The following is a 17,341-nucleotide window of genomic DNA, read 5'->3' as shown; positions in this document are numbered from 1 at the left end:
GAATAATCCTTAAACCTACTGAAGGCCACCCTATGTAAATAGCCCTTTAAATGATCTCACTTTGGATAAACCCCATTCATTACCTAAATCGAAGCGAATCCAAACTAGTCTTGAAATGCTATCTAATTAGTTAGCGGTTATACGTTATCCACCATAAGAATTACTCATTCCCTAATGGCCTTCTATTTACCTAAAAAGTACTTTTCATGCTATAGTATTAGTAGAATATTAAATCAATCAAAGGAATGAGCCCAAATTGACGAAAAAACCGATTGCATGGATTGTAGATAGTACGGCTTATATTTCAAAAGAGCTTCAAGAACATCCTGACTTCTATTCAGCACCATTGAATATACACTTTGGTGAAAAGCAATACATTGATGGTGTGGATCTTACTGCTGAAGAATTGTATGAAAAGATTAAAACAACAAAAGAGTTCCCTAAATCCTCACAACCTTCCGCCGGCGACTTTGCTACGTTATATGAAAAATTGGCTGAAGATTATGAAGAAGCAATTGCCGTACATGTATCGAGTAAAATGAGCGGTACACTTGATTCTTCAAAAGGCGGGGCTGAACTTTCGGGATTCCCTGTCACGATTATCGATTCTCTTTCATTGTCTTACGGCGTTACCGGACTCATCGAACGAGGAATGGCAATGCATGAAATTGGTGCTACTGTTTCTGAAATTAAAGAAGCACTTGAAAAAATGGCGGGCACGATGCACAACTACATACTGATGGGCCAACTTGAACAATTATACAAAGGTGGCCGTATGAGTGCAGCACAGTTTTACCTTGGGAGCCTTTTAAAAGTAAAACCAATTGTTGAAATTTCTCCAGAGGGAGAACTGACACCAACCGATAAGGTGCGTTCTGAAAAAAAGGCACTTCAGTACTTGGTTAATAAAGTTGCCGAAGGGTATCACAAAGGCAACCGTAAACTCCACATTATGCAAGGGAATGTAATGGAACAGGCAAAACTTGTTGAAAGCTTAATAAATGAGCAACTACCTGGCATGGATATCGTTATTGGGGATATTAGCACGGTACTAGCCGTCCACGCAGGAGAAGGAACGCTTGCTGTTGTATGGTTTTATGAATAAATTAAGAAAAGCGCAAGCGCCTAGATAGCTCGCGAAGGAAATACGAAAATCCCCGGAAGTCGCCCTTTGACTTTTGGGGATTTTATCTTTTCCACAGTGAGCTAGGGGCTGGAGACTAGACAGCCCGAAAAGCGCAAGCGCCCTGGTAGCTCGCGAAGGAAATAGGAAAATCTCCATAAGTCGCCCTTTGACTTTTGGGGATTTTATCTTTTCCACAGTGAGCTAGGCGCTGGAGACTAGACAGCCCGAAAAGCGCAAGCGCCTTGGTAGCTCGCGAAGGAAATAGGAAAATCCCCATAAGTCGCCCTTTGACTTTTGGGGATTTTATCTTTTCCACAGTGAGCTAGGCGCTGGAGACTAGACATTGCTCGTAGTCTAAAAAATTTCACTTTTCTTTGAAAAAAGAAAATCCTAATTGGGCTGGCTTTTACTCATGAGAACTGATCGTTAATTTTAAAGAAAACATATCGTGCATCTGGAGTGCTCGCGTACGAATCTTTGTACGTCCAATCTCGGTGTTGAACGTTATACGTATGCGCATTAACAAAAGGAACATTTCCGACTTTCGAGGTCACAATCGCTGTATGATCATATCGCCCATCGTTTTGAAAATCATAGCTAATTATATCGCCAGGCTCCAACAACTCTGCCGAATCAACCCGGGTTGCGGTCATTCCTTTTGTCGATGTACCTAAATACCATCTAAGCGAATGGGAAGTTGCCCAACTCAGACTCCAAGTCCCGCTTTGAATCCACCACCCTTTTTCACGGTTCGGATACCCCCACATCGGAGCTCCGCCCGCACGCAAACATTGAGATACATAATTTGTACAGTCCACATCGAATTTCGGATACGCCGGATTGTAATCATTCCACCATTTATTTGCATACGCAACAGCTGCCGCCCTGTCATACATCATACAATGCCTCCTTTGAGCATTGTATGATGTAACAAGCATCAGCATGAGCTCGAAGCGTAAAGTCCCGTTGCCCTTCATTCGCTGAAGTTTATTTTTCAATAGTTTATAAGTTGAAGTTTTGCAGGTTATAATCACTGCATCCGCAATTCTTCCACTAATTAAGAAATTCCCACCTCATCTTTGTAGACAACAAAAAAAACGCCCAATCCCTGAATTCAAAAGGATTGGACGTATTTCACTCTAATATGGAGACTATCGGGATCGAACCGACGACCTCTTCACTGCCAGCGAAGCGCTCTCCCAACTGAGCTAAGCCCCCGTAAATTTGATACAATAAGAAGTATAGCAGTAAGATTAGGAAATAACAATAGGCAGGGGGACGACCATATCCAACACTTCGAGAGAGAAATTACTGAACCCGTTGAACTGTGCGACAACAAAGGTCTTCTAAATCCAGAAGCAATCGGCTTTGCTCGACAACCTATAATAACAAGCAATTTGAGTAAAAACTTCATGCGGAAGAAAAAGTGGAATTATTGGTGTATTTATGGTGAAAACCTTATGTTCTCTGTCACAATCAGCCATATTGATTATGCAGCGGTTTGTTTTGTTTATATGCTTGATTATGAAACTCAAAGATTTTACGAAAAACAAGTCACGATCCCCCTTGGTCGCAATGTGAAGATGCCAGAGGAAGTGCTTGAAACCGTAAAATTTACAAACGATCATTTAACTGTCCAAATGATCTATTTGCAAGGAGAAACGCATTTAACCGTTACAATTCCAGATTTTGATAACGAAGTGTTGCATGCTGATCTTCACATTACACACCCTGCCGAAGATGAATCACTCAACGTCGTCATCCCAAAAAGCAGGAATATTTATCAATTTACCGCGAAGCATCACACACTTCCCACCTCAGGTTTCGTGAAAATTGGAGACAAACGGTACGATTACAATCCAGATTATAGTTTTTCCGTACTCGACTATGGACGTGGAATTTGGCCAAGGGATTCAAAATGGAACTGGGCGATGGCTTCACAACGTCTCGGCGGGCGTCGAATTGGTCTTAACTTTGGTGGAAAGTGGACGGACGGGACGGGCATGACCGAAAATGCTGTATTTATTGACGGCGCCATGACTAAGATTCATGAGGATGTCCTCTTCATATATGATCCAAACAGCTTTATGGACACATGGAAAATCCAATCCAAGTTTTCCGATCGCGTCGACTTAACATTCACACCGTTTTACGAGCGTATTGCGTCAACAAATGTTAAAGTCGTCAGCACGGAAGTCCATCAGCTTGTCGGTTATTTTGACGGCAAAATTAAACTGGGTCACGGTGAAACACTTCAAATCCGCCAGATGCTCGGCTGTTCAGAAGAACATATAGCTAAATGGTAATTATTTTTTAATCCTCTTCCTAAAGCAGTGTTTAACTTCCTGGAATATAGGCAAAAATAAGGGTAGCAAGACTTTTAATGCCTAAGGAGTGGAATATAAAATGAAGCTAAAGATAATTGGATTGTTCGCATTGGCTAGTATTTTAATGATTAGCGGGTGCGGGAATAAAATTACCCAAGATAAAGATGAACCGTCAATTAAACACGAAAACAGTCTCGTTGGAGGTTCCAGCGAACTCGGTGATGGCTATGGTTTCGATAAGTTTGACCTTGAAATTACAGTCGACGGAAAAGAAATGGTCGATGCTGATTATGATATGCAAAGCAGCAAAGTGAAAGCCGAATACGAAAACAAATTTGAAGGTAAAGACTTCAAAGATGAAAAGGCCATGACTGAACTTGACGAACTATTTAAGACCATAAGGATTACAAAAGACACGTCAAAAGAAGAAGCTATGGACAACATCGTACTTTATCTCGGTGCAGATACGTATACAGAATTCGAACTTAAAGTTCATTTTGATGATGGAACGGTGCTAGAAATTGATGAAGTAAAGTAAACACTAAGAAAAGGGTACGCGGATTTGATTCCACGTACCCTTTTCTTATATTTTTGATTCCTTTAACATCGTATAATACATACCTTTTCGTTCAATCAATTCGTCTTGGCTACCCGATTCAATTAGTTTTCCCTTGTCCAATACATAAACCGTATCTGCTTTTCGAACCGTATTTAATCGATGGGCAATCACAAAGCTCGTTCTTCCTTCCATTAAACGATCTAATGCCTCTTGAATCTCAAGTTCCGTGACCGTATCAATACTACTTGTCGCCTCATCCAATAGTAACAATACCGGATCTGCGACGAGAGCCCTAGCGATGGAAAGAAGTTGTTTCTGTCCTTGTGAAATTTCACCGCCATCTGCCGTTAGCACTGTATCATATCCAAACTCCAACCGTTTGATAAACGCATGTGCATTCGCCTTTTTAGCAGCTTCAATTACCTCTTCATCCGTTGCATCCAATTTTCCATAGCGAATATTTTCAAATACAGTCGCTTCGAATAAGAAGGAGTCTTGGAGCACAAATGCAGTTTGACTTCGGAGCGTCTTCCTTGGCAACTCTGTAATAGGTATGCCATCAACCTTGATAACCCCTTTATCCACCTCGTAAAACCGAGCAAGCAATTGCATAATTGTCGTCTTTCCAGCACCGGTTGCTCCAACGAATGCGGCTGTTTCGCCTGACTTTACATGGAAGGAAAGATCATCAATTATCGGTTCTTCTGAATCACTTTCATACCCGAATGATACATGTTGAAACTCTACATCCCCTTGCAAGACCTTATTAGAATGTTCCGTAGCCTCGTCCCTCTCAATCGCTTCATCCATAATTCCAATTACCCGCTCGGCACCTGCAATGGCGGAAAGAACGGTGTTGAATTGATTGGCTAAATCATTCAGCGGTCGTGTAAATTGCCTGGCTAACTCAGAGAAAATAACAATGGTACCAATCGTTACAACTCCATCTCCACGGAGTGCGAGTAATCCACCAACTCCTGCTACTACAGCAAACGCACCATTATTCAACCCATTCATCACCTTGGGAATAAAACCTGAATACGTTAACGCCCAGAATCCAACATGTCTAAGACGTTCGTTTTTCTCGGCAAACTCGTCCATGACACGGTCTTCTTGAGAAAACGCTTTGACAATTCGTTGACCAGATATAGTTTCTTCAATCATTCCGTTCAATTCACCAACGGCTTTCTGTTGCTCTTTGAATAATTTGCTCGTTCGACGTGTGATCCACCGCATCGCAATAAACATAACTGGAATGATAATCATCGTTAATACTGTTAATAAAGGGCTTAAATACAACATAACTACTAAGGTTCCCGTTAGCGTTAATATACTAGAAAACACTTGAATGAAGGACGTATTCAATGTTTGGCTGACGTTTTCAATGTCATTCGTCATTCGGCTCATCAGTTCACCATGCTGTCGTTTATCAAAAAAAGTGACGGGCAATTGTTGAAGATGAGAAAACAAACTTGTGCGAAGACGAAAAACAGTTTGCTGCGCAATGCCAACCATCCAATAGTTTTGTAAATACATGGTGACGGACAAACCTATGTATACTGCGATTAACACTGCAATTTGAGTGCCTAAACCACCAAAATCTCCAGTTATAATATGATTATCTAAAATCCGCCCAACCATAATTGGGGCTAATAAAGTTAATACTGAGCTAGCAAATACAAGCGATAGAACGAGTACAAGCAGAGCACGTTGCTCATCGACAAATTGCCAAACGCGGTATAAAACAGACTTCCAATCTCTTGCACGTTCAACTTTTTTCTTACTAGTTCCTTTAATATCCTCTTTCGAAAGGATCGGTTCGTACCCAAATGGTTTATGAATCGCTCGCAACATCTCCACCCACCTCTCCTTCCGACTGAGATTTAGCTATTCGTTGGTACAATTCAGATTGCTCAATCAGTTCCGCATGCGTTCCGTATCCTACAATTTTTCCTTCATCCATAAGTAGAATTCGGTCTGCTCCCCTTGCCGTCGAAATCTTTTGCGTTACGATAAGCATCGTCGACTTTTCATTTTCGAGTGCTTTCCAAAGAGCCGTTTCCGTTTTCACATCGAGCGCACTCGTACTGTCATCAAAAATGAGAATTGAAGGTTTTCGAACAAGAGCTCTTGCAATCGATAGACGCTGTTTTTGGCCACCAGATAAATTGACGCCTTTTTGTCCGACACGGGTTTCGTATTTTTTAGGGAATGCATCGATAGACTCGTGAATTTGTGCTTTTCTTGCGGCTTCCTCGAGTTCGTCAACATGCGCATCCGTATCGCCCCACGCCAGATTCTCCAAAATAGAACCTGTAAAAAGCACCGATTGCTGAGGGACAAATCCAATTGTTTCTCGTAATTCTCTTAAGCCCCACTCCTTTACTTCTTTTCCGCCAACAAAAACGTCTCCTTCTGTAGCTTCAAAAATTCGCGGGATTAAGTTTAACAACGTAGACTTTCCGGAACCTGTTGCGCCCATTATCGCAAGCTTTTCTCCTTTGGAAACATGAAATGAAACCTCATCAAGAATTGGCTGATCATTGCCTGGATAACGGAAAGATACGTGGTCAAAACGTAAGTCTCCTTCAAATAACTTCGACTTTTCTACATCTACATCTTGAATTTCAAGGTCTTCATTCGCAAGAAGCACTTCCTCCATTCGCTCAGATGAAGCTTTCGCACGTGAAAAGGCAACGATTAGAAACGAAAACATCGAGAATGCGCCTGTAATACGCATCGCATAGTTGACGATTGCTACAAGTTCACCAACCTGGGTTCCATTGTCTTTAATTTCAATTGCCCCAAACCATAGAACTGCCATCAAACTCAAGTTCATAACTAATAATAATATCGGTAAAATAAGCTCCATTAAACGCATAGCTTGTACAGTATCGCGGCGTAGTAAATTCGCCACCTTCGAAAATCGACTCGCCTCATATGTTCCACGCAAATACGCTTTTATCAGCCGAACTGCTTGTAAGTTTTCTTGACTCACACGGTTGACCTTATCGAGACGGACTTGAATTTTAGAAAAGTATCGAACCCCTTTTCTTGCCATGAAATAAAGGAAGAACAACAGAAATGGAGATCCGATTAATAATAAAAGGGCTAGTTTGGCATTGACGATAAATGCCATAATTAAACTTCCAATAACTAGGAGTGGCGCACGCATCATAATGCGAAGCCCCATGAAAAGTACGTTTTGAACGATGGTGACATCACTCGTTAACCTTGTGATTAACCCAGCTGTCGGAAAACGAAGGAACGTTGCCATCGAAAAAGCTTGTACTTGTTGAAACAAAGCTTTTCTTATATCAAAAGAAAAACTTTGTGCCACATGAGACGCAAAATACGAATTGGTGACACCTGAAAGCAGCGCAACAATTGCCAGCCCCATCATAACGCTTCCCCATATCCATATAACATTTTCGTCCCCTGCGATAATTCCATCGTCTATTATTTTCGCGATCAGAAGCGGCTGTACAAGTTCCACTCCGAGTTCAATCAGCATAAGAAATAATGCGATGGCAATTGGCCATTTATATGGTTTTGTAAACGAGAATATTGTTTTCATGTTAATGAATCCCCCACAACTCTTTCGATGCACGAATTATTTATTCAATGTCTTAATTATGCCACAATTTGAAGGTTTTAGTTAGTTCTTTTGAAATAATGAGTTAATAAATTGAGTTTTTTGGTGATTTTACGCGTTGCGGGAATAAATCCGCCGTTGCGGGAGCAACTCGCATCGTTACGGGAATAAACTCTGGCGATGCGGGAGCAAACAATGAAGTTACGAAAATAAAGTGCGGCAATTTCGCGTTACGGGAATAAATCGACCGTTGCGGGAACAACTGGCGACGTTACGGGAATAAACTCTGGCGATACGGGAGCAAACAACACCGTTACGAGAATAAATCGGCCGTTGCGGGAACAACTAGCGACGTTACGGGAATAAACTCTGGCGATGCGGGAGCAAACAACACCGTTACGAGAATAAAGGACAGCAATTCCGCGGTGCGGGAATAAATCGGCCGTTGCGGGAGCAACTCGCATCGTTACGGGAATAAACTCTGGCGATACGGGAGCAAACAATACCGTTACGGGAATAAAGTACAGCAATTTCGCGGTGCGGGAATAAATCGGCCGTTGCGGGAGCAACTAGCCTCGTTACGGGAATAAACTCTGGCGATACGGGAACAAACAACACCGTTACGAGAATAAAGTGCAGCAATTCCGCGTTGTGGGAATAAATCCGCCGTTGCGGGAACAACTGGCATCGTTACGGGAATAAACACCGTCAATACGGGAGCAAACAGCAACGCCACGAGAATAAATCCAGCGAGCACCCCACCAATTTGCATTACTTTCCTAGTTTACAGTTGTAATTTATCCTAAAATGGCATATAGTACATTGCAACAGTAATGCACTGACTCATAGGAGGTGTTTGCATGCTCGACATAGACGGTTCGAAACCCATTTACATACAAATCGCGGAGTGGATCGAGAAAGAAATTATTGATGGTACACTTCAGCCTGATGAAAAAGTCCACTCCCAATATCAACTTGCCGAATTGTTTAATATCAATCCTGCAACTGCTGGAAAGGGGCTGACGTTATTGCTTGATAGTGAAATTGTGTATAAGCGACGTGGGCTGGGCACTTTCGTTGCTCCGGACGGACGTGAAAAGTTGTTGATTAAGAGAAAAGAAGAAACTTTCATGCGTCTCATTGCAGAACTTCTTAGCGAAGCTGAACTGCTTGGCGTCGACAACCAACATCTTCTGGCAATGATTCAATCGGAACAATTAAGAAAAAGGGAGGATTCCAAATGAAAGTGGTAGAGTTCAACAACGTTACAAAGTCTTACGGGCGACGTTCTGTTTTAAACGATATGAACTTTTCAATTGAAGAAGGTATTATCACCGGGATGATCGGTCGAAATGGCGTCGGTAAAACAACATTAATGAAAATCATCGCAGGCCATATTAAGGAGACCTCCGGCATTGTCAATGTCTTCTCAGAACAGCCTTTTAACAGTTTAAAAGTATCTGCGAACTCGATATTTATTGATGATACGATGAGCTTTTCAGACAAATTGACTCTTCAAGATATTTTTAAAGAGGCTGCACGATTTTATCCGAATTGGGATGCATTGCTTGCTGAAAAGTTGTTAACTTACTTCCGGCTATTTCCAAAGGGTCCTCATAATCAATTATCAAAAGGACAGATGAACACATTCAATGCCATTATTGGTATTGCGGCAAGGTGTCCCCTTACCATTTTCGATGAACCTACGACAGGAATGGATACTGCCGTACGAAAAGATTTTTACCGAGCACTCTTAAAAGATTACATTGCACATCCGCGCACCATTTTATTGTCCAGTCATCATCTAGACGAAATTGAAGATCTATTAGAAAATATACTACTAGTTAATAACGGCGTTGCCCGTTTTCATGGCCCGATTACGGAGTTGCAAGAAATGTTTGTGAAACTGAGCGGGTCTGAAAATACCATCCGAAACTACATTGCTGAAAAAAATGTATTTGCAAGGCAATCAACTGGACCCTATTACGAGGCAACGGTTGAAGATACATTTACTAAAGACGAGAAACTGCGAATGAAAGACGATGGAATCAAAATCTTTGCCGTACCAGCTAATGAGGCTTATGTTTCGCTCACGTCGAATTCTAAAGGAGGGATTGATGATGTATTTGACTGAACCGCGACTATTTGATGTCGTCAAAAAGCAATTGCACTATAAATTTAATGGCTACACCGGAGTTTTCACTTCGCTCCTTATCGTACAAGTGATAGCTATTTTACTTGGTATAGGAACCATGGGGAATCACTCATCTTTTGGAGAAAGTGTCACTGTTATCGGGATGACTTCGACAAATGATAATGTCGTGCTATTTACACTTATTTGGGCGTTTATTACGGGTATTCTTGTGACGACAACCGCTTATCGGAATGACGCATTTACCCTTGTATCCAATCGATTAAGTCATCATCTATCTAGTTCTCTATTTTTACTAATCGTTGCTACACTCGCAGGAATAACAGCTGCGCTTTCAGGTTCTCTACTAAAATTTATTGTTTTCTTTCAAGGAGCCGCTATTTACATCGAAACACCCGGGCTCTTAAATTCACCGACGGATTTTCTCTACCGAATTGGGACAGCTATTCTGTATGTACTTCTTTTCATAAGTCTTGGTTATCTCGTCGGCTCTTTTGTACAAAAAAGCAAGATCATTATCCCCTTACTTCTTCTAGGGTTATTCACAGTACCATTTTTAGGTTTGCAAGCTCAAAGCAATCATTCAACAGATAGTAGTGGATTATTCGAAAACTTGATTTTCTTTTACGGTGCAGAAAGTAATTTTCTAGTTCTTGGATTAAAAGTCGTTTGTACAGTCGCATTATTTTTCACCATTTCTTCAGTTGCATTAATGAATCGGGAGGTGCGGTCGAGATGATGAATACAACCTTGTTTATCGTACTTGCGATCCTATTCTTAGCGCTAATCAGTTGGTATGTATTAGGTCCCAAATTCCAAGTAAAACTTCAAGTGAATCGAAAATTCGTCTATCTACTTGTGGCAGCCTATGTAGTTGTTTTACTAATCGCAACGTTCACTGCCGAACTTTACGAAAAAAAGTATGCTTCACAAATGCTTGAATTTGTCGAAGATTCGCCTATTATTGAAGGTAGTTATGTAGAGGATTACGATTCCGTTGATACTTTGTCTATCATAGAAAAAAGAGAGCACGCTGTAAGTGGCAAATTAAAATTGCTACAGCCCATAGATGATTACCTAAACTATGCAGATATTCTTATTGAACGAAAAGATGTAAATGATGGAATTATTGAAGAAACCATTTACAAACCAACACTTGTACACAACGGTTTCGATTTTTCTGATCAGTACTTGTATGCTTTACCCGAATGGAAGTTGGATACAGTCGTTTTTCTCGCTCCACCTGAAACGACCATCAACTATTCTACGTACCGTGATTCATTTTTGTTAAGTCAATTCGAAAAAAATAAACGTGCCAATCCTAATTCTTGGTACGGGAGTTCTTCTACAATTAAGGTCCATTTACTAGTTCCCAAAGATTTAGAAATTGAAGCCTCCGACCTACTTTACATTCAATATACGAATAATTAATAATAACGACCGACTCGCCTACGGGTTATCGGTCGTTTTTCTAAACTTTTCCTACAAAAGCCCCTTTAACGATCCAACTTCAATATATTTCAATCTCTTTACCTACATAAGAATCATTATTTTTGAGTTAATTCTGAAAATAACACGATTTGTTATGGACTATAAGCATATATACTCTATAATAGAAGTATAGAACATCCGAAAGGGGAAGACTCCATGAATTCAGATAATAGTCAAAACGATCTAGATCAACCGGATATTTTGAAAAGTCTCGGAGAATTTTATATGGTTACCCATACGGACAGCGACGGTGTTATTACCTTTACCAATAACGAATTTTTAAAAATAAGTAAATGGACTCCTAAACGTATTCTAGGGAAAACATTCTGGCAGATGTTTCCTAACGTGGACGAGAGTCAAAACCAAGCACACACCATTTGGAAAACAATTCTATCCGGAAATACGTGGGCAGGTAGTGTTGAAAAACTTTCTCGTTCAGGTGAACATTACTTCGTAAAAATGATTGCAATTCCTACCTTGAATACAGAACGCACCTTATCCTCTGTTATCTTTCTCGAGTTAGATATAACCGAAGATGTACAACTGCGCAAGCAACTTCAAGAAATTGCATTTATCGATCATGAAACCGGTCTAATGAGTCGCCACAAACTTGAGGTCACTGTTAATGATTTTATCGAAAACAATAAAAGCTTCTCATTTGTTTACATTTCAATTGATCACTTCTATACCCTGAAAGACTTGCAAACTCATGGTTCTGAAAAAGAATTCATTCAGTCTTTTTCAAATCGATTAAAACGCTTTTTCAAAGACGATCCTATTGCGCGCATCGGTGTAAATGACTTCGTTGTTGTAACCGCTTTTGGTGATTGGTATATACAAGGGTTCTTAGACTTTCTTGAGCAACACCCCATTTATATTGAGAACACCGCATTGAAATTATCGATAAGCGGTGGAATTGTTCGCCATCCAGAAGACCAAGAAACATATACACATTTAATGAAAGCAGCTTTGAGTACTTTGAAAGATGTTGCTGAAAATGGTGGTGGAAAAATTGCTTCGCTCTCCGCACAATCTCATAAAGAACTCAATAGAAAAGCGATTATTGACCGTAAATTGCTAACAGCATTGGACAATGAAAACTTACAAGTTTATTACCAACCACAAATGGATTTATCCTCAGGAAAGATTCTACTCTATGAGGCACTTGTTCGATGGGAAGATGATGAGCTTGGACATGTCACTCCAGATGAACTGATTCCAATTGCTGAAGAAAATGGGCTAATTCATAACATCGGATCCTTTGTGCTTGAAGAATCAGCAAAGCTTGCAAATACACTTAGCACCAAAAAGCAACCCGTGAGCATTGCTGTAAACTCATCCGTTCGTGAGTTCACCAATCCAAATCTACGAACTGAGATTCTTGAAATTTTAAATCGAACAGGTTGTCCGGCGTCGCATTTAGAACTAGAGATTACGGAGAACTTTGCATTTCAAGCTGAAGAACAAAGCTCGATATTTCGTCAAATGAAAGAATTACATGACTCCGGCATCAAATTTGCACTTGATGATTTCGGTACTGGCTATGCTTCGTTTCGATATATGCAGTCTCTACCGATTACTAAAATTAAAATAGACAAGATATTCATTAAATCATTGCTTACTCATCCAAAAACCCAGCAACTTGTTGAAGGTATGATTCATTTCGGAAAGTCGATGGGCATGTATGTTGTCGCTGAAGGTGTAGAAACTGAAGAACAATTCAACGCACTTAAAGCTATGAATGTCGATGCTGTCCAAGGCTATTACATTGGCGCACCCGTTACAGCAGATGCTATTCCTTTTGTTGAATAATGAATACGTAAAGGAGTCCTTTCGAATTGAAAGGACTCCTTTGTATTTCGTGTTAACTAGATCCTCATACTTTTTCTCCTACTTAATTAAATTGCAATTCACTAATTTTATCGAACGTTTCTAGTGAGTATCCTTTTAATTCCTTCATTGAAACTGTATACAATGTATCTCCACTATACAACATACGCTGAATTTCCTTTTCCCAATCTTCATAAGGTTGGCCCGCCTTTTTCTCGTTTAGCAGATTCCCCTTCAATTGGATGCCTTCATTTGCAGTTATTTCGTAGATTAATGCTCCCGATCTTTGATAATCAATATAATCCTTTCGGGTCCCTTCGTCATAAATAACTACAGGAAATCCATACAAACTCTTCGCCTTATGTTGAAATAACGCTTTATGATCGTATTGAATTGGCGAATAGGTACCTCTTCCACCGATGATTTCTGTATCCTTTTCTTTCGGATTCGCAAAGTCGGATACATCAAATAGTGAAATCTTCATACCGAGCGTCAATATTCTTGGTTCGCCGCCATTTGGATCTTTTTCAGCAACCGTTTCATAACCAAATCCAATGAGATGATTTTCATCGAGCGGATGTAAATAATTTGAGAAACCAGGTATTTTTAATTCGCCCAAAACTTTTGGTTCTGAAGGATTGGCAACATCTATGACGAATAATGGATCCGTTTCACGAAACGTTACCATATACGCTTTGTCTCCCATAAAACGTGCCGAGTAGATGCGCTCCCCTTTTGCAAGTCCTTCTACCGAACCTGTTTGCTTCATATTTTCATCCAATATAAATAGGTGGTTTTTAGAAGGATTTTTTTCATCCCACATGTTTCCTTCCGTCGTGACCGCACGGAAATTCCCTTTGTATTCATCCATCGAAAACTGATTAAGCAGGCTTCCCTTCAATAAAGCTGAATTGTGGAAAGTGACGTTTGTGCCGTTAATAGCGAATTTAAATACTTCTGTATTCCCGCTCATCGGCCACCACATCATTCGACTTGTTGCAGCATCTTTATTTTGAGCCTCTGGATTTGCTTCATAAAGCATAGCTGTTACATACAAATTATTTTCAGACATATACATTTGTTCACTACCACCAAGATATCCTTTCGTTGCAACATCCTTCTTCGCATCCGATGTCAAATCAATCGCAGTGATGATGGCATACGTTGAATCGAGTGCACCTGGTAAAATCGAGATGTCTGGGTAAGGTAGAATCGATAGCTCTTCTTCTTTTTCAGAGTCATAAATAAAAGGTCGTACCATTTCCCCATCAACATCTTGAGTAAAATCAACATATTTTCGGACATTCGTTACGAAGTACAAATAGTTCTCCACTTTTCTTGCCCCGCTCAAGCTACCTTCCGCACCAACTTCACGAATAAGAGTAGGATTTTCAGGGTTGGAAACATCATAAATTCGAACCATCGTCATCCCGTTCATCGGCATTCTATACATCGAATCTGACGCCGGTTGGAGTTCATTTTCCATATAATATTTTTCACCTAGAACGACAAGCATCTGTTCATGAAGAAAGAGTTGAGTAGAGTAAAAGTCTTCTGTAAAGGCAATTTCAGAAGCTACTACTGGATTTGTAGCATCTTGAATGTCAATAATCTCTACTTTTCGATTCGTAAGTACAGAATACACATATTTACCGTCTGTCTTTACACTGTCTGCCTCGTCAACCCCTTCAACTTGGTTGTTTGTTGTCGAATGATCTCCACCGCTGGATTTGTTACTTTCTCCAGAGGCCGCGCTATCTTCCATTACTTCCATTTCTTCTCCTGCAAAGTAAACTTGATTTTCCTGCATTTTTTGTGCACGTTCAAAGTACGCTACTAATTCTTTCTCAGATGAAACCGATTCGATTGTTTCATGAATTGTGAACGTAACGTTCTGTGTGGTGTAGGTCTTAAAATGTTCCCCGTCTATCGCATCCCGTTCCACATGTAGGGTGTACGTTCCTGGTTCAAGTCCATCTACTTGCACACTTCTTCGGTCACTACTCAACTGCATATCAATTGATAGTTTTTCTCCATCTTTATCAACAAGATACAACCGTTTTTGACTTACTGCTTCTTCTTTTAAGGGGGTAGAAAAACTTGCTCGCCACCCCTGGTCTTTCAATGCATTTTCGGATGCCGTTATCGTTACTCTGTCAATTGAAAATGCAAATAGCATCGCAAAAACTACTAATCCCCCAGCTCCAATTAGCCATACACTCCGTCTATTCATGTGATTTCCCCTCCTGTTTGTGCAGTTAACTAATTAGACTGCTAACAGGAGTTTTAGTTTCATTAATTATCAAAATAGGTAATAAACTACGAAACGTACCATCTCGTATGATAGGACACTTCCCTATTTAAACAATCTATTGAATTGAGAATTCTTTGGCGTGGAGATGATCACAAGTATATTTACACTTGAATAATTACCCTAGCTTCCATATCTAGCACTTTTTTATTATGCTGATTAAAAGTCGATAATAAAACCGTTATCAACCCATCTTCTTCAGTACTTTGTTCCATTTGAATGATTTCAACTTTCACATACAATTCGTCATCTGGATATACAGGCCTAGCGAAAGAAACATTTTTTATCCCAGCACCTGTAATCAGATCTTCTCCAAAAAGATCTAAATCAACACATTTTCTCCAAGTAATTCCTACTGTTTGGATACCAGAAGCGATTAAGCCTCCAAATCTTCCCTTGCTTGCCTTTTCTTCATCAATATGAATATGTTGGGGGTCGTACTTGTGTGCAAAATCTAAGACCTCTTCTTTCGTCACAATCATTGAATCCGATTGAAACGTCTGACCTACTTTAAATTCATTAAATTTCAACAGCTTGCACGTCCTTTCAATTAATAACTTAATTTAGAGCCATTTTTTCATTCTATTTTATCGGTTGTTCACAGTCGTAAATTGATCCTCTGATTTAATCCTACCTCTTGGCTAAACCAAACTTTTTGGCTAGTTGTACAATCAAGTTAGCCAGTTAAATTCAAACAAAAAAATGCCATTATAAAATTTCGTGTATCATTGAAGTTGCGAGACTCACAATGAGAGGAAGTTTTATAATGGCACACACCGAGAATACCATACAAAACCGTAAAGATAAACACCTATCCCCTTTTGAACGTGGTCAAATTGCTGCGCTTCACAAGGCCGGCCACTCTAATCGGGACATCGCAAGACGTCTAGGCCGTGCTCACCAAACGATTGCCAATGAACTCGAGCGTGGAACAACGACCCAGCTTAAAACAGGTCGTACACCCTACACCGCCTATTTCGCTGAAACAGGACAGGCTGTGTATGAACGAAACAGAATGAATTGCGGTGCTAAAAGAAAGCTTCTTGTCGCAACCGAATTCATTGATTTTGCTTGTGAAAAAATCATTGAAGAAGGTTGGTCACCTGATGCTGTAGTTGGCTATACCTCCACTCAAACTGACTGGAAAGACAAACCAACGGTTTCTACGAAAACCCTTTATAACTATATCGATTTGGACTTATTAAGCGTTCGAAACATTGACTTGTCTATGAAAACAAGGCTAAATACAAAGACCAAACGCATCCGGAAAAACCGTCGTGTTTTAGGTACAAGTATTGCTGACCGCCCTCTTGAAATTGAAGAAAGAGTTGAATTCGGTCACTGGGAAATTGATACTGTTGAGGGGAAAAAATCGGATGATAACGCATTACTGACCCTCGTTGAACGTAAAACCAGAAACTATTACGCCATCCTACTTGACGATCAAGATCATGATTCAGTTGACTACGCTATGAACCAATTACAACAAGATTTTGGTGAACTGTTCCCACAAGTATTTAAGACAATTACATCTGATAACGGCAGTGAGTTTTCCAATCTAGAAGTGAGTTTAAAAGATGTCACAGATGTCTATTTCGCTCGCCCTTACGCTCCGTATGAAAGAGGTTCAAATGAGCGGCACAATGGTCTTCTCAGAAGATATATCCCGAAGGGAAAGGCGATTTCTGATTACTCAACAGAAGCTATCCAACGGATTTATCAGAGGTTAAATAATTTGCCGAGAAGGATTCTAGACTATCAACAACCAGCAGTTCTTTTTGAACAGGAGTTAGCGAAATTAGCTTAGCATTTCAGGAATAAGTTCAAGGTCAAAACAGCTTTCTAAGGGTGGGGGAAAACAGTCCCCATTCATAAATACACTGGATTTTATCTAGGTGGCTAACTTATTGTTGCAATTTACCAACCAAACTTTTTCAATAAAACGTTCTT

At 40.2% G+C, this 17,341-nt stretch carries 14 protein-coding genes and 1 tRNA gene; 9 read left to right on the top strand and 6 right to left on the bottom strand.

The genetic code is table 11. The annotated features are described in order from the left end of the window. Window positions 1-256: 256 nt before the first annotated feature. Entirely contained in the window at window positions 257-1,105 is an 849-nt protein-coding gene (locus tag ACXYMX_RS03190) for a DegV family protein (protein ID WP_459042782.1), read from the top strand. Between the two features lie 431 nt (window positions 1,106-1,536). Here the strand turns inward: ACXYMX_RS03190 and ACXYMX_RS03185 are convergent, their stop codons facing one another. Together ACXYMX_RS03185 and ACXYMX_RS03180 are read right to left on the bottom strand one after the other, a co-directional pair. Next, a complete protein-coding gene (locus ACXYMX_RS03185; protein ID WP_459042781.1) occupies window positions 1,537-2,025 on the bottom strand; it encodes an amidase domain-containing protein in 489 nt (162 codons plus the stop codon). A gap of 246 nt (window positions 2,026-2,271) precedes the next feature. Then, window positions 2,272-2,344: transfer RNA gene (locus ACXYMX_RS03180), tRNA-Ala, on the bottom strand. Window positions 2,345-2,358: 14 nt separating this feature from the next. Here ACXYMX_RS03180 and ACXYMX_RS03175 point away from each other — a divergent pair. Both ACXYMX_RS03175 and ACXYMX_RS03170 read left to right on the top strand, forming a co-directional pair. Beyond that, window positions 2,359-3,432 (top strand): DUF2804 domain-containing protein, encoded by a 1,074-nt coding sequence (locus ACXYMX_RS03175; protein WP_459042924.1) that lies wholly within the window; start codon window positions 2,359-2,361, stop codon window positions 3,430-3,432. Window positions 3,433-3,532: 100 nt separating this feature from the next. Further along, the gene (locus ACXYMX_RS03170; RefSeq protein ID WP_459042780.1) at window positions 3,533-3,991 is read left to right on the top strand and encodes a YusW family protein; all 459 of its coding nucleotides are present in this window, start codon (window positions 3,533-3,535) and stop codon (window positions 3,989-3,991) included. 45 nt (window positions 3,992-4,036) lie between these two features. Here ACXYMX_RS03170 and ACXYMX_RS03165 read toward each other — a convergent pair whose 3' ends face one another. Together ACXYMX_RS03165 and ACXYMX_RS03160 are read right to left on the bottom strand one after the other, a co-directional pair. Next, complete coding sequence (locus ACXYMX_RS03165) at window positions 4,037-5,866, bottom strand: ABC transporter ATP-binding protein (protein WP_459042779.1); 1,830 nt, start codon at window positions 5,864-5,866, stop codon at window positions 4,037-4,039. Next, a complete protein-coding gene (locus ACXYMX_RS03160) occupies window positions 5,847-7,589 on the bottom strand; it encodes an ABC transporter ATP-binding protein (RefSeq protein WP_459042778.1) in 1,743 nt (580 codons plus the stop codon). Before ACXYMX_RS03160 ends, ACXYMX_RS03165 begins: the two co-directional genes overlap by 20 nt. A gap of 878 nt (window positions 7,590-8,467) precedes the next feature. Between ACXYMX_RS03160 and ACXYMX_RS03155 the strand changes: the two genes are divergently transcribed. The 5 genes from ACXYMX_RS03155 (at window position 8,468) to ACXYMX_RS03135 (ending at window position 13,062) form a co-directional block, all read left to right on the top strand. Beyond that, a complete protein-coding gene (locus tag ACXYMX_RS03155; RefSeq protein WP_459042777.1) occupies window positions 8,468-8,851 on the top strand; it encodes a GntR family transcriptional regulator in 384 nt (127 codons plus the stop codon). Further along, window positions 8,848-9,741: an ATP-binding cassette domain-containing protein gene (locus ACXYMX_RS03150; protein ID WP_459042776.1), complete on the top strand. Its 894-nt coding sequence runs from the start codon at window positions 8,848-8,850 to the stop codon at window positions 9,739-9,741. The genes ACXYMX_RS03155 and ACXYMX_RS03150 overlap by 4 nt, the downstream gene beginning before the upstream one ends. Beyond that, window positions 9,728-10,498, top strand: a complete 771-nt coding sequence (locus ACXYMX_RS03145; RefSeq protein WP_459042775.1) for a hypothetical protein — start codon at window positions 9,728-9,730, stop codon at window positions 10,496-10,498. Before ACXYMX_RS03150 ends, ACXYMX_RS03145 begins: the two co-directional genes overlap by 14 nt. Beyond that, the gene (locus tag ACXYMX_RS03140; protein ID WP_459042774.1) at window positions 10,495-11,190 is read left to right on the top strand and encodes a hypothetical protein; all 696 of its coding nucleotides are present in this window, start codon (window positions 10,495-10,497) and stop codon (window positions 11,188-11,190) included. Before ACXYMX_RS03145 ends, ACXYMX_RS03140 begins: the two co-directional genes overlap by 4 nt. 216 nt (window positions 11,191-11,406) lie before the next feature. Beyond that, window positions 11,407-13,062: a sensor domain-containing protein gene (locus ACXYMX_RS03135; protein ID WP_459042773.1), complete on the top strand. Its 1,656-nt coding sequence runs from the start codon at window positions 11,407-11,409 to the stop codon at window positions 13,060-13,062. An 82-nt stretch (window positions 13,063-13,144) separates the two neighbouring features. Here the strand turns inward: ACXYMX_RS03135 and ACXYMX_RS03130 are convergent, their stop codons facing one another. Beyond that, a complete protein-coding gene (locus ACXYMX_RS03130; RefSeq protein WP_459042772.1) occupies window positions 13,145-15,313 on the bottom strand; it encodes a beta-propeller domain-containing protein in 2,169 nt (722 codons plus the stop codon). Between the two features lie 182 nt (window positions 15,314-15,495). Continuing rightward, window positions 15,496-15,921 (bottom strand): MaoC/PaaZ C-terminal domain-containing protein, encoded by a 426-nt coding sequence (locus ACXYMX_RS03125; RefSeq protein WP_459042771.1) that lies wholly within the window; start codon window positions 15,919-15,921, stop codon window positions 15,496-15,498. 233 nt (window positions 15,922-16,154) lie between these two features. Here ACXYMX_RS03125 and ACXYMX_RS03120 point away from each other — a divergent pair, with 233 nt between their 5' ends. After that, window positions 16,155-17,198: an IS30 family transposase gene (locus tag ACXYMX_RS03120; RefSeq protein WP_459042923.1), complete on the top strand. Its 1,044-nt coding sequence runs from the start codon at window positions 16,155-16,157 to the stop codon at window positions 17,196-17,198. Window positions 17,199-17,341 lie beyond the last annotated feature (143 nt).

It is taken from the genome of Sporosarcina sp. CAU 1771 (assembly GCF_054482775.1).
This window is presented reverse-complemented; position numbering and strand designations above follow the sequence as displayed.

Excerpts from the sequence above, each read along its gene's own strand:
- ACXYMX_RS03155 (WP_459042777.1), top strand. The coding sequence starts at position 8,468 with ATGCTCGACATAGACGGTTCGAAACCCATTTACATACAAATCGCGGAG.
- ACXYMX_RS03185 (WP_459042781.1), bottom strand. The coding sequence starts at position 2,025 with ATGATGTATGACAGGGCGGCAGCTGTTGCGTATGCAAATAAATGGTGG.
- ACXYMX_RS03165 (WP_459042779.1), bottom strand. The coding sequence starts at position 5,866 with ATGTTGCGAGCGATTCATAAACCATTTGGGTACGAACCGATCCTTTCG.
- ACXYMX_RS03150 (WP_459042776.1), top strand. The coding sequence starts at position 8,848 with ATGAAAGTGGTAGAGTTCAACAACGTTACAAAGTCTTACGGGCGACGT.
- ACXYMX_RS03130 (WP_459042772.1), bottom strand. The coding sequence starts at position 15,313 with ATGAATAGACGGAGTGTATGGCTAATTGGAGCTGGGGGATTAGTAGTT.
- ACXYMX_RS03145 (WP_459042775.1), top strand. The coding sequence starts at position 9,728 with ATGTATTTGACTGAACCGCGACTATTTGATGTCGTCAAAAAGCAATTG.
- ACXYMX_RS03140 (WP_459042774.1), top strand. The coding sequence starts at position 10,495 with ATGATGAATACAACCTTGTTTATCGTACTTGCGATCCTATTCTTAGCG.
- ACXYMX_RS03135 (WP_459042773.1), top strand. The coding sequence starts at position 11,407 with ATGAATTCAGATAATAGTCAAAACGATCTAGATCAACCGGATATTTTG.
- ACXYMX_RS03160 (WP_459042778.1), bottom strand. The coding sequence starts at position 7,589 with ATGAAAACAATATTCTCGTTTACAAAACCATATAAATGGCCAATTGCC.
- ACXYMX_RS03170 (WP_459042780.1), top strand. The coding sequence starts at position 3,533 with ATGAAGCTAAAGATAATTGGATTGTTCGCATTGGCTAGTATTTTAATG.